This window comes from Pseudomonas sp. EL_65y_Pfl2_R96 (assembly GCF_963970905.1).
Taxonomy (GTDB): domain Bacteria; phylum Pseudomonadota; class Gammaproteobacteria; order Pseudomonadales; family Pseudomonadaceae; genus Aquipseudomonas.
Window position 1 is genome coordinate 26,025 of sequence record NZ_CAXAQH010000003.1, and the last position, 12,866, is coordinate 38,890.

Genomic DNA, 12,866 nt, shown 5'->3' on the forward strand with positions numbered 1-12,866 from the left:
TGGGGAAAGGGAAACGAACGGCGGTTCGCTTCCCTTTAAACATGCGAATTGATCAGGAATTTATATAGTCTTGAGCAAGATGCATCGTAGTGACGGTTGGATAGGGCTGACAAAAAAGCTGATGGTGACGACGCGGGCATTCGCTACGGTTGATCCCTCGCTATCAGTGAACGTTGGGTAAGAAATAATTACGTAAAAAGGATCACCCGCACTTAGCGTCCGGCCTCATCCATAGACCATGAACGTGAGGAATAACTTCGCCAATACATTGAGATTGGACAATCGTTCATTCATCCACTAACGTTTTATCTGTATCTCGGTTGGCGTGATTTTTACTGATTCCTGGCTATGTAGAGAATGGAGGTTATATGGACAATTATCACATTACAAAAAATGGTGACAAATGGTATCTAACCAAAGAGGGGAATGAGCGCCCGTCAAAGAGTGCCGAAACCAAACAGCAGATTATTGAGAAAACAAGAGAGTTCATGTCTGATAAAACGGGGTCAGTGAAAATTCACAAAGAGGATGGAAAGTTTCAAGAGGAGCGAACCTATCAGAGGAAGGATGATCCGAAAAACTCGAAAGGTTAATTGTAATAAATCAGTTTTCTGTTTTGGTAGTATAGGGTGGGTAGGCTAAATGCTATACTCATATGAGAGTATGCATTTGGCCTCGCTTTCGAGTTAATTAATATGGTCGAGGATCTAATGGCCTTTCGGTACGATTAATACCTTTAGTTCGAAGTTGTCATCCTTTTTATTAAGATCATTTTCCAGGCCTCTGGGGTTGGAAATCCATCCCTCAGGATCGTATACGAAGCAAAGAAGTTTTTTACAGTCTGGATGAGCTTTGTATCGCTGCGAATCGACGATTAATTCCGCGCCAACATCCTTGCCTCTCAGAGTGGGTCTGGTCTTTTTGACTTCAATAATAATTTTTTCATCTTTTAACAAAAAGTCTACTCTAGATCCACCGCCAGCATAACTAGGCGTCCATTCTTCAGGTCTGATGTCATCAAAATAAATATGCAGAAGTGCGTGCAGCAGGTCCTGGGTGTCGTACTCATCGTTAATTTCTAGGCCATCGCGCCCTCCGTGACGAGATTGCAATTGTTTGGCGACGAGATGAAAGCGTGCGCAGATTTTTTCCACTAATGCAAAATAGTCTGCATCTTCTAACTCTATGGTTGGCGGATTTTTATCGTCAATAGAGAAGTATCCTTTTAAAATAGATTCTTCGAGTTCAACCAACGCCTTGGGCGGTCGATTTAAAAATACAAAAACTCCGACTGCCAATAGTCCTCCCAGCAGTAGAGTAAAGAACATTAGATGAATTAAGTTTAGTGAAACTTTAAATGAATTCTCGAACTTATACTTGCTTCCGCCGCCTGGACGTTTCTCTTCACGGGGAGCCAAGGTCATTTCGTGTTTTACCGTTACCCCTTGATAAGGGTAGAAAAATTTAAGGTCGATTGCCCTTCCGTTTATGTTTCCTTCGTTGTACAGGTCCAGTTGTTTTGCCGCATCTTCAGACTCTGTTTTGTAGAAATCAGAAGAAAGATAATTTCTTACTGCTGTGTTCCCAAAGTCAGGGTCTTCAAATATAGGGAAAATCCACATGGCATAATTGATGCCAATCGAAATCACAGCAAGCGCGCTGGTTGCGATTGCAAAGCTCCTCCCCCTTCTGCTATTCAAGACTATGTCCGCGAACGATTTTTCCGGTCGCAATATGCCCGTCCAAATCAAAAAACGATTAAACAATTTTCTTGCTCCTAAATATTTTTTGTCAAAGAAACAGCTGGTTTACTTTTAACGGTAACCGTCGCCCATACGAAATATTCCGCCAGCAACTAGGATATTGCGAATTTGTTTTGTGGAAAGCTTGGCGGTACTCCCTGGCGTTTTCAGTGCAGACTCGGTGCCAACAATAATGCCAACGATCTCTCTTTCAGATCGTCCATCACTGAGTAGCCGCTTAGCGTGGGAGCAAATGCTTTCATTGCGATCTATCGTGGCCTCACGGCGTATAGCTGCCGAGCTGTTGCCTGCTTTGCGCGCAGTTGCACTAATCCGGATCTTATCTGCGCTGCTCAAGAGTGGAGAGGCGTAGACGTTCGCCAAGGTCATGTAATACTGGGCTGTACCCATCAAGTCTGCTGCGGTCTCTCGTGCTTCGATTTCCAGATGAGCTTGCTCGTGGCGTACCTCCTCCACAAACTCTGCAAAGTCGTCCGACGCATCTGCAATCAAAGCGGCTAGATTCTCAAAGTTCCCCGCGCACAGATCCGTATCGAAACCGCTCAACCACCGCTCGAACGTCTCAATGACACGGCAAGCGCGATCAATCGCCAGCGCGGCAATGTATTGGCTATCGGTGATAACCGAATTGGACGACTCCCCTACCGTCCAGCGAATGCAGCGAGGCAAGTCGTCCGTGAAGCGTTCAAATTGTTGGCGTATGTTGTGGGAGAGCGACCTTACATTAGCCAGGACTCGAACGGATTCAACCGACCATTCTCCATCTGTCTGATGACTCAACCAATGCTCCTGGCCCTGTCGGATGAGTTCGAGAGCATCATCAATGCGGTCTGCAAATTCGTCGTACAGTGTGAATCGCTCAAGCGTCTCGACAACCTCCCAGCCTTCAATGTTGAGGGGAGCGCTCAGGTAAAACTCTTTACTCATCATTCATCCCCCCGCCCCGTTTGCGTGACCGAGAAAACGCGAGCATCTGCGCCCGGCGAAGCTTGGAAACCGCCAGTGAGGAGATGGTGTTTCTCAAGAAAGTGTCGGCGATTCTGGAACACCTTTTGTGTAGCATCGACAACGTGTTCCAGTCTATCGCTGGTTGTGTTCCAGTCTCGCAGGCCCCGGATTTAAAGGCTGTCAGCACCTTTGGAACACATGGAACACGCGGAACACGCGCTTTTTGAGTAGTTAGGAATTGCATGCTCAAATCGCTTGTCCGAATTGGCCCAGCACGATGTTCCCTTTCTGCAAGCTATCAAGGTGATCCGCATACCACTGCATCATGGCAGTCCTTTGTTCGAGATATTGAGCCTTGTTGTAGACCCCCGAGATTCCCTCTTCTTTATGAGCTAATTGCGCCTCTACATGCTCCTTAGGCCAGCCATGTTCACGGAGCAGCGTGCTTGCGGTATGCCGTGTGCCGTGCCCAACAAGGCGTCCTTTGTAGCCAATGGTTGCGAATACCTTATTGATAGTGTTTTCACTGATGGTCGGATTCTTCGCACCGACTCCAGGGAACAGCCAACGGCTACGCCCGGTTAAAGAGTGCAGCTCTTTCAATGCGATCAGTGCTTGATGTGGAAGGGGGCAAACGAAATCTCGGCGCATCTTCATTTTCGACGCCGGTGTCGTCCAAATGGCCTTATCGAGATCAAACTCCTTCCACTCTGCCAGTCGAACCATTCCCGGTCTTGAGGCTGTCCATAGGCAAAGCCAAGCTGCGGTCCGAGCTGTGAGTCTGCTGGGGGTATTCTTGAGCGCGGTGAGAAATTCGCCGAGTTCAGGCTCTAGCAAATGAGGGTGTTGTTGAGTCTTCGGTGCTTGAGCTGCAATGTCGCGCAGACGACTACCCGGATCGTTTTCGGTTAGGCCTAAGCCGATTGCTCTACCGAAGATCTGGTTGACCCAGGTCCGACACTTCTCCGCTACGTTGTGCGCCTCACGAGCTTCGAGGGACGCTTGGAGATTTGCACAATCGGTTCGAGTTATTTCATCCAGAGGTTTATCACCAAGCGCTGGAAGAATGTCCTTGTCGAGGTAGGTGCGGATTTTATTGAGAGTGGAGGAGGCGAGGCCTTTTTCCTCTTTTGCCTTGAGCCAAGCTTCCGCAGCCGCTCTGAAGGTTCGTGTTCGAGCGGCATCGATTGCCGCTTTTGCTGAGCGCTTTTGTTCAAGAGGGTCGGCACCGCTACTGACAACCTTTCGTAGATCGGCTGCTTTTTCGCGGGCAAGTGCGCCGCTGACTTCTGGATAGCCGCCGAGGCCCATCCATGCCCAGTTACCTGCAGGACGCTTGTACCGGAGTTGCCATGACTTGCCCCCGTCCGGTTTGACCCGAAAGTACAGGCCGTTTCCATCCAGTTCTCGGTATTCCTTTGTTTCAGGCTCTAGCCCAGCAAGCGTGGTATCGGCGAGAGGGCGGCGCTTGATATCTGCGCGTTTCATCCTTGTATCCCAAAGTTCGGTATTTTTCTCAGGATACAAGCAGGGATACAGGGATACAACGGATAAGGGGAGACAGGGATAAACAGACAGGCACAAAAAAACCGGCCAAGTGGCCGGTTTCTCTGGGTCTGAGAGTCTGGTAGAGACTTTCAGATACTGCTATATGGTGCCCCGAGGGAGACTCGAACTCCCACTCCTTTCGAAAACGGATTTTGAATCCGCCGCGTCTACCAATTCCGCCATCAGGGCTCAATGGCGGCGAAGTATAGAGATGAGATTACCGTCGGTCAATCAGGTACATAGAGAATTTTCACTATTTCGGCTAGACTTCCGGGCCCTGCTAGACGAACCCCATCATGCGCGTTGCTGACTTTACTTTCGAACTCCCTGATTCGCTGATTGCTCGCCACCCTTTGGCCGAGCGTCGCAACAGTCGCCTGTTGACCCTTGATGGGGTCAGCGGCGCCCTGGCACACCGTCAATTCACTGATTTGCTTGAGCATTTGCGCCCGGGCGATTTGATGGTGTTCAACAATACCCGGGTGATTCCGGCGCGGCTGTTTGGCCAGAAGGCTTCCGGCGGCAAGCTGGAGATTCTGGTGGAGCGGGTGCTCGACAGTCATCGCGTGCTGGCCCATGTGCGTTCCAGCAAGTCGCCCAAGCCGGGGTCGAAGATTTTGATCGACGGCGGTGGCGAGGCCGAGATGCTGGCGCGTCACGATGCGTTGTTCGAGCTGGGGTTTGCCGAAGAGGTGTTGCCGCTGCTCGATCGCGTCGGGCACATGCCGTTGCCTCCTTATATAGATCGCCCGGATGAAGGCTCGGACCGCGAGCGTTATCAGACGGTGTACGCCGAGCGCCTGGGCGCGGTGGCGGCGCCGACGGCGGGGCTGCATTTCGATCAGCCGCTGATGGAGGCAATTGCCGCCAAAGGCATCGAGACTGCATTCGTGACCTTGCACGTGGGGGCGGGCACGTTCCAGCCGGTGCGGGTCGAGAAGATCGAAGACCACCACATGCACAGCGAATGGCTGGAAGTCGGTCAGGACGTGGTGGATGCCGTTGCGGCCTGCCGCGCTCGTGGCGGTCGGGTGGTGGCGGTGGGGACCACCAGCGTGCGTTCCCTGGAAAGCGCCGCGCGCGATGGCGTGCTCAAGCCGTTCAGTGGCGACACCGACATCTTTATCTACCCGGGCCGGCCGTTTCATGTGGTCGATGCCCTGGTCACCAACTTCCATTTGCCCGAATCCACGCTGTTGATGCTGGTTTCGGCGTTCGCCGGTTATCCCGAGACCATGGCCGCGTATAAAGCCGCCGTCGACAACGAATACCGCTTTTTCAGCTACGGTGATGCGATGTTTATCACCCGTAATCCCGCACCACGTGGCCCTGAGGAAACAGAATGAGTCGCACCAGTCGCATGTCTTTTGAGCTCCTTGCCACCGATGGCAAGGCTCGTCGCGGTCGTTTGACCTTCCCGCGCGGTACCGTCGAGACCCCGGCCTTCATGCCAGTGGGCACGTACGGCACGGTCAAGGGCATGCTGCCGCGGGATATCGTCGCCACCGGCGCGGAAATCATTCTGGGTAACACCTTCCACTTGTGGCTGCGTCCTGGCACTCAGGTGATCAAGGAGCACGGCGACCTGCACGATTTCATGCAGTGGAAAGGCCCGATTCTGACCGACTCCGGCGGTTTTCAGGTGTTCAGCCTGGGCGCCATGCGCAAGATCAAGGAGGAGGGCGTAACCTTCGCCTCTCCGGTCGACGGCGCCAAGGTGTTCATGGGCCCGGAAGAGTCGATGCAGGTTCAGCGCGACCTGGGCTCCGACATCGTGATGATTTTTGACGAATGCACCCCGTACCCGGCTGACGAAGACGTCGCTCGTGTCTCGATGGAGCTGTCGTTGCGCTGGGCCAAGCGTTCGAAAGAAGCTCATGGCGACAACACAGCAGCGCTGTTCGGCATCGTTCAGGGCGGCATGCACCAGGATTTGCGCATGCGCTCCCTGGAAGGCCTCGACAAGATCGGCTTCGACGGCCTGGCCATCGGCGGTCTGTCGGTGGGCGAGCCCAAGCACGAGATGATCAAAGTGCTGGATTACCTGCCGGGCCAGATGCCGGCTGACAAACCTCGTTACCTTATGGGCGTTGGCAAACCGGAAGATCTGGTTGAGGGTGTGCGCCGCGGTGTGGACATGTTCGATTGCGTGATGCCAACCCGTAATGCCCGCAACGGGCATCTGTTCATTGATACAGGCGTGCTGAAGATCCGTAACGCGTTCCATCGCCATGATGATTCGCCGCTGGATCCGACCTGCGATTGCTATACCTGCCAGAACTTCTCCCGTGCTTATCTGCACCATCTGGACAAGTGCGGCGAAATGCTGGGTAGCATGTTGAATACCATCCACAATTTGCGCCATTACCAGGTGCTTATGGCTGGTTTGCGCGAGGCTATTCAACAGGGTACATTGGCCGCCTTTGTCGATGCCTTCTACGCCAAACGCGGGTTGCCTGTTCCGCCTTTGGACTGAGTTTTCTGACCCCAAGATTCAACATTTGCAACTGGAGTGCTAAATGAGCTTTTTTATCTCTAATGCCATGGCTGACGCTGCTGCACCTGCGGCAGGCCCGATGGGCGGCGGTTTTGAGTGGATTTTCCTGGTCGGCTTCCTGGTCATCTTCTACCTGATGATCTGGCGTCCACAGGCCAAGCGCGCCAAAGAACAGAAGAACCTGCTGGGCAGCCTGCAAAAAGGTGACGAAGTTGTGACCACCGGTGGTATCGCCGGCAAGATCACCAAAGTGTCCGACGACTTCGTGGTTCTGGAAGTTTCCGACACCGTTGAAATGAAGTTCCAGAAAGGCGCCATCGCCGCCACGCTGCCAAAAGGCACGCTCAAAGCGATCTAAGTTTCAACTTCTACTCAATCGACGGGGCGCGCAAGGCGCCCCGCGTCATAAGCGGGCGGCGTGATGCTGAACAAATACCCTCTGTGGAAATACATTCTGATCCTGGCGGTGCTGGCGGTCGGTCTGATTTATTCCGCTCCCAATCTATATCCTGATGACCCGGCCATTCAGGTCAGCGGTGCAAGCACTGCGCTGCAAGTCAATCAGGCTGATCTGGACCGTGTGAGCACCGCGCTCAAGGAATCCGGGATCAACGTCAAGGCGGCCACGCTGGCGGCAAACGGCAAGGGCGGTCTGATCCGTCTGACCAAGGCTGAAGACCAGCTGCCGGCCAAAGACGTCGTGCGCAAGGCATTGGGTGATGACTACGTCGTTGCACTGAACCTGGCGCAAACCACCCCGCAATGGCTGCGCAGCCTGGGCGCGCACCCGATGAAGCTGGGTCTGGACTTGTCCGGTGGTGTGCACTTCCTGCTGGAAGTGGACATGGACAAAGCCCTCGACGCACGCCTGAAAGTCTACGAAGGCGACGTCAAGAGCCTGTTGCGTAAAGAGAAACTGCGCTATCGCAGCCTGCCGCAACTGGGCGGTGCCATTCAGCTGGGCTTCACTGATGAAGAAACCCGCGAACAGGCCCGTGCGCTGATCCGCAAGAACTTCAACGATTTCGACATTGTTCCGGCCGACCTCAATGGCCCGGTACTGCGTCTGGCGATGACCCCGGCCAAGCTGGCGGAAATCCGCGAATACTCCATCAAGCAGAACTTGACCACGGTACGTAACCGCGTCAACGAGCTGGGTGTTGCCGAACCTATCGTTCAGCGTCAAGGCGCCAACCGCATCGTGGTTGAGCTGCCGGGCGTGCAAGACACTGCAGAAGCCAAGCGTATCCTCGGCAAGACGGCCAACCTGGAGTTCCGTCTGGCGGCTGAGCCTGGCGCTTCGAAAGCCACTTCCGAGGAATTCGAGTTCCGTGAAGGCAAGCGTCCTCCGGCGTTGATCGAGCGTGGCCTGATCATCACTGGTGACCAGGTGACTGACGCCAAGGCCGGCTTCGGCGAGCACGGCACGCCAGAAGTGAACATCCGTCTGGATGGCCACGGTGGCGAGCTGATGAGTCGTGCGACCCGCAGCAACGTCGGTCGCAGCATGGCAGTGATCTTCATCGAACAGCGTCCGGTGACCACTTACACCAAGCAAGTGGTCAACGGCGTCGAGAAAGAAGTGCCGGTTCAGACGTTTAAAGAAGAGAAGAAGATCATCAGCCTGGCGACCATTCAGTCGCCGCTGGGCGCCCAGTTCCGCATTACTGGCCTGAACGGTCAGGGCGAATCGTCCGAACTGGCGCTGCTACTGCGTGCCGGTGGTCTGGCGGCACCGATGTACTTCGCTGAAGAGCGCACCATCGGCCCAAGCCTGGGTGCCGACAACATCACCAAAGGTATCGATGCATCGTTGTGGGGCATGCTGTTTGTCTCGCTGTTCATCATGGCCATCTACCGCTTCTTCGGCCTCATCGCCACCGTCGCGCTGTCGGTGAACATGGTGATGCTGCTGGCCTTGATGTCGCTGCTGGGTGCAACGCTGACCCTGCCGGGTATCGCCGGTATCGTGTTGACCATGGGGATGGCGGTCGACGCCAACGTGCTGATCTTCTCGCGGATACGTGAAGAGATCGCGGCTGGCATGACCGTACAACGGGCAATCAACGAAGGCTTCGGCCGGGCATTCACCGCGATTCTCGACGCCAACCTGACAACCTTGTTGGTGGGCGGGATTCTCTTTGCCATGGGCACCGGCCCGGTCAAGGGTTTCGCCGTGACCATGTCCCTCGGGATCTTTACCTCGATGTTCACGGCCATCATGGTGACCCGCGCGATGGTCAACCTGATCTTCGGCGGTCGTGACTTCAAGAAGTTGTGGATTTAAGGGGCTGCCATGTTACGTACAATCAACTTCATGGGCGTTCGCAACTTTGCGTTCGGCGTCACATTGTTCCTTACCGCGCTGGCAATGTTCAGTGTCTTTCATAAGGGCATGAACTGGGGCCTGGACTTCACCGGCGGTACGCTCATCGAGCTGACCTACGAGCGTCCGGCCGATGTCACCAAGGTGCGTGAACAACTGGTTACGGCCGGTTATCACGAAGCTATCGTGCAGAACTTCGGTGCAACCACCGATCTGCTGGTGCGCATGCCTGGCGAAGACCCGCAACTGGGTCACCAAGTGGCTGAAGCGCTGCAAAAAGTCGGCGGCGACAACCCGGCTCAGGTCAAGCGTGTCGAGTTCGTCGGCCCGCAGGTCGGTGAAGAGCTGCGCGACCAGGGCGGCCTCGGCATGCTGATGGCGCTGGGCGGCATCCTGATCTACCTGGCGTTCCGCTTTCAGTGGAAGTTTGCGGTCGGCGCGATCGTTTCGTTGATCCACGACGTGATCGTGACCATTGGTATCCTGTCGTTCTTTCAGATCACCTTCGACCTGACGGTGCTGGCGGCGGTGCTGGCGATCATCGGTTACTCGCTCAACGACACCATCGTGGTATTCGACCGGGTTCGTGAGAACTTCCGGGTGCTGCGCAAGGCCAGCCTGATCGAGAACATCAACATCTCGACCACGCAAACCCTGCTGCGGACCATGGCGACGTCGATCTCCACTTTGCTGGCGATCGCGGCCCTGTTGTTCTTCGGTGGCGACAACCTGTTCGGCTTCTCCATTGCCCTGTTCATCGGTGTTCTGGCGGGTACTTACTCGTCGATCTACATCGCGAACGTGGTGCTGATCTGGCTGAACCTGAACAGCGAGGACCTGATTCCTGTGGCGACGAGCGAGAAGGAAGTCGACGATCGTCCATAACGGTTATCGTTTTTCTGCTGAAAGCCGAGAAGGCGCGAGTGTTGAACTCGCGCCTTTTTTTATGCTCCAAGGCTGGGAGAAGCGCGGGTTTGTCCCGCCTGTGATAGCCAGGAGGTTCATGTGAACAAGTCGTTGCTGGTTGGTGCGGTATTGGGTGCTGTCGGTGTGACTGCCGGTGGTGCTGTTGCCACCTACAAACTGGTTAAAAGCGGCCCTGAGTATGCACAAGTGCTGGCCGTTGAACCGGTCAAGACACAAATCAAGACTCCACGTGAAGTGTGCAAGGACGTTGCAGTAACCCGGCAAGCGCCGGTGAAAGATCAACACCAGATCGCCGGTACGGTGGTCGGTGCGCTGGCTGGTGGCCTGTTGGGCAACCAGATCGGCGGCGGCACAGGCAAGAAAATCGCCACAGTGGCCGGTGCGGTCGGCGGCGGTTATGCGGGTAACAAGGTGCAGGAAGGCATGCAGGAGCGTGATACCTACACCACGACTCAGACTCGCTGCAACACGGTCAATGACATCAGCGACAAGGTTGTAGGCTACGACGTTCGTTATTCGCTGGACGGCAAGGAAGGCAAAGTGCGGATGGATCGCGATCCGGGCAACCAGATTCCGGTCGACAAGGACGGCAAGCTGATCCTGGGGCAGAACGAACCGGCCCGGTAATGAGCTGAGCGTCTCACGCAAAAAGAAGCATCCCGCAAGGGGATAATGCCAGTCAGTTAATGTGCGAAACCTGTGGGAGCTAGCAAGCCCGCTCCCACATGGATTGTGTTTAATTGACAGGCATTACCCGCAGGGGATGCTTTTTTTGTGCCTGAATTTTAGGTGTCACCACCCACGTGCTATGAAAGACTAGCGTCACTCTTCATTTTCGCGGCCTTTTGCCTGCCTGTCTTGAGCCCCCATGCCTGCCATCGATCATCCCTTGATAGACCAGTTCCTAGACGCCCTGTGGCTGGAGAAAGGCCTTTCCGATAACACCCGCGATGCCTATCGCAGCGACCTGGCCTTGTTCAACGGCTGGTTGCAGGAGAAGGGCCTGGAGCTGATCAACGCCGGCCGTGAATTGATCCTCGATCACCTGGCCTGGCGCCTGGAGCAAAACTACAAACCCCGTTCTACTGCGCGATTTCTCTCAGGTGTGCGTGGTTTCTATCGCTATTTGCTGCGGGAAAAGCTGATTGCCGTGGATCCGACCCTGCGCGTCGATATGCCGCAACTGGGTAGGCCGTTGCCTAAATCCTTGTCGGAAGCCGATGTGGAAGCGCTGCTGGCCGCGCCAGACCTGAGCGAAGCCATCGGTCAGCGTGATCGCGCCATGCTTGAAGTGCTTTACGCGTGTGGCTTGCGGGTGACGGAGCTGATCAGCCTGACGCTGGAACAGGTCAACTTGCGCCAAGGCGTGCTGCGGGTGATGGGCAAAGGCAGTAAGGAGCGGCTGGTGCCGATGGGGGAGGAGGCGATTGTCTGGGTCGAGCGCTACATGCGCGATGCCCGTGGCGAGCTGCTGGGCGGGCGTCCCAGCGATGTGCTGTTCCCCAGCCAGCGCGGCGAACAGATGACCCGCCAGACCTTCTGGCATCGCATCAAGCACCAGGCCAAAGTCGCCGGGATCGGCAAGTCGCTGTCGCCGCATACTTTGCGCCATGCCTTCGCCACGCACCTGCTCAACCACGGCGCCGACCTTCGGGTGGTGCAAATGTTGCTCGGCCACAGCGATCTCTCCACCACCCAGATCTATACTCACGTCGCCCGCGCGCGGTTGCAGGACCTGCACGCCAAGCATCACCCCAGAGGCTAGCGCAAATCCTGTGGCGAGGGAGCTTGCTCCCGCTGGGTTGCGCAGCAACCCCAAAACCAGGCGCTGCATTTATTCAGGAAAGCCCGACTGGCCTATTTGCGACTGCTACGCAGCCGAGCGGGAGCAAGCTCCCTCGCCACAATAATGGATGTCAGTCAGGCATGCGTGTCTCACGTCACCCGCATTCGGCCACACGGGCCTTATGTGGTAGGCTTTGCGGGTTTGTACGATGGGCGGTTATGACCCGGTGTTTCGGCACGGGCGTTCTGATCGTTCCATTTGTCCGCCTTCAGGAGTTCTCATGCGTCTGACCCAGATTTTCGCCGCCGCCGCCATTGCGTTGGTCAGCACCTTTGCCGTCGCCGATGATGCGGCTGATAAAGCCATTCGTAAAAGCCTGGAAAACCTCCAGCTCGACGTGCCGGTCGAAACCATCACCGCCAGCCCGCTGCCAGGCCTGTACGAAGTCAAACTCAAGGGCAGCCGCGTGCTCTACGCCAGCGCGGACGGCCAATACGTGGTTCAGGGCTATCTGTTCCAGCTCAAGGACGGCAAGCCGGTCAACCTGACCGAGAAGACCGAACGCCTGGGCATTGCCAAGCTGATCAATGACATTCCAGTGGCTGAAACCGTGGTCTACCCGGCCATCGGCGAAACCAAGTCGCACATCACTGTCTTCACCGACACCACCTGCCCGTATTGCCACAAGCTGCACGCCGAAGTGCCTGAGCTGAACAAGCGCGGCATCGAAGTACGTTATGTGGCGTTCCCGCGCCAGGGCCTGGGTTCGCCGGGTGACGAACAACTGCAAGCCGTCTGGTGCTCCAAGGACAAGAAAGCGGCCATGGACAAGATGGTCGACGGCAAGGAAATCAAGGCCGCCAAGTGCGATAACCCGGTTTCCAAGCAGTTCGCCCTCGGTCAGTCGATTGGCGTGAACGGTACGCCGGCCATCGTTTTGGCTGACGGTCAGGTCATTCCGGGCTACCAGCCTGCGCCACAAGTCGCCAAACTGGCACTGGGCGCGAAGTAAATTCGCATCGTCACGGTCAGCCATTGACGATCGTGGTCCGGCGGCAGCATTTGCCGGGC

General features: G+C 55.6%; 12 protein-coding genes and 1 tRNA gene. 9 read left to right on the forward strand and 4 right to left on the reverse strand.

Going from position 1 to position 12,866, the window contains the following annotated elements; all coding sequences use genetic code 11:
• Positions 1 to 368 precede the first annotated feature (368 nt).
• Positions 369 to 593: a DUF2188 domain-containing protein gene (locus tag AACY49_RS04615; RefSeq protein WP_339521942.1), complete on the forward strand. Its 225-nt coding sequence runs from the start codon at positions 369 to 371 to the stop codon at positions 591 to 593.
• 114 nt (positions 594 to 707) lie between these two features.
• Here AACY49_RS04615 and AACY49_RS04620 read toward each other — a convergent pair whose 3' ends face one another.
• The 4 genes from AACY49_RS04620 to AACY49_RS04635 all read right to left on the reverse strand — a co-directional run bounded on the left by AACY49_RS04620 (position 708) and on the right by AACY49_RS04635 (position 4,448).
• Positions 708 to 1,766, reverse strand: a complete 1,059-nt coding sequence (locus AACY49_RS04620; RefSeq protein ID WP_339521944.1) for a PD-(D/E)XK nuclease domain-containing protein — start codon at positions 1,764 to 1,766, stop codon at positions 708 to 710.
• 48 nt (positions 1,767 to 1,814) lie between these two features.
• A complete protein-coding gene (locus AACY49_RS04625; RefSeq protein ID WP_339521946.1) occupies positions 1,815 to 2,693 on the reverse strand; it encodes a hypothetical protein in 879 nt (292 codons plus the stop codon).
• Between the two features lie 264 nt (positions 2,694 to 2,957).
• Positions 2,958 to 4,199, reverse strand: coding sequence for a tyrosine-type recombinase/integrase (locus AACY49_RS04630; protein ID WP_339521948.1), 1,242 nt, complete (start codon positions 4,197 to 4,199; stop codon positions 2,958 to 2,960).
• Between the two features lie 164 nt (positions 4,200 to 4,363).
• Positions 4,364 to 4,448, reverse strand: a tRNA-Leu gene (locus AACY49_RS04635).
• A gap of 107 nt (positions 4,449 to 4,555) precedes the next feature.
• Between AACY49_RS04635 and queA the strand changes: the two genes are divergently transcribed.
• The 8 genes from queA (at position 4,556) to AACY49_RS04675 (ending at position 12,807) form a co-directional block, all read left to right on the forward strand.
• Positions 4,556 to 5,605: a tRNA preQ1(34) S-adenosylmethionine ribosyltransferase-isomerase QueA gene (queA, locus tag AACY49_RS04640; protein WP_339521950.1), complete on the forward strand. Its 1,050-nt coding sequence runs from the start codon at positions 4,556 to 4,558 to the stop codon at positions 5,603 to 5,605.
• A gap of 14 nt (positions 5,606 to 5,619) precedes the next feature.
• Positions 5,620 to 6,735, forward strand: a complete 1,116-nt coding sequence (gene tgt / locus AACY49_RS04645) for a tRNA guanosine(34) transglycosylase Tgt (protein WP_258700667.1) — start codon at positions 5,620 to 5,622, stop codon at positions 6,733 to 6,735.
• A gap of 43 nt (positions 6,736 to 6,778) precedes the next feature.
• Entirely contained in the window at positions 6,779 to 7,114 is a 336-nt protein-coding gene (gene yajC / locus AACY49_RS04650) for a preprotein translocase subunit YajC (protein ID WP_008014002.1), read from the forward strand.
• 63 nt (positions 7,115 to 7,177) lie between these two features.
• Complete coding sequence (gene secD, locus AACY49_RS04655; RefSeq protein ID WP_320393384.1) at positions 7,178 to 9,043, forward strand: protein translocase subunit SecD; 1,866 nt, start codon at positions 7,178 to 7,180, stop codon at positions 9,041 to 9,043.
• Between the two features lie 9 nt (positions 9,044 to 9,052).
• Entirely contained in the window at positions 9,053 to 9,967 is a 915-nt protein-coding gene (gene secF, locus AACY49_RS04660) for a protein translocase subunit SecF (RefSeq protein WP_019581633.1), read from the forward strand.
• A gap of 120 nt (positions 9,968 to 10,087) precedes the next feature.
• Positions 10,088 to 10,636 (forward strand): glycine zipper 2TM domain-containing protein, encoded by a 549-nt coding sequence (locus AACY49_RS04665; RefSeq protein ID WP_258699217.1) that lies wholly within the window; start codon positions 10,088 to 10,090, stop codon positions 10,634 to 10,636.
• A gap of 241 nt (positions 10,637 to 10,877) precedes the next feature.
• Positions 10,878 to 11,774 (forward strand): site-specific tyrosine recombinase XerD, encoded by an 897-nt coding sequence (gene xerD, locus AACY49_RS04670; protein WP_007934017.1) that lies wholly within the window; start codon positions 10,878 to 10,880, stop codon positions 11,772 to 11,774.
• 301 nt (positions 11,775 to 12,075) lie between these two features.
• A complete protein-coding gene (locus AACY49_RS04675) occupies positions 12,076 to 12,807 on the forward strand; it encodes a DsbC family protein (RefSeq protein ID WP_007934018.1) in 732 nt (243 codons plus the stop codon).
• Positions 12,808 to 12,866 lie beyond the last annotated feature (59 nt).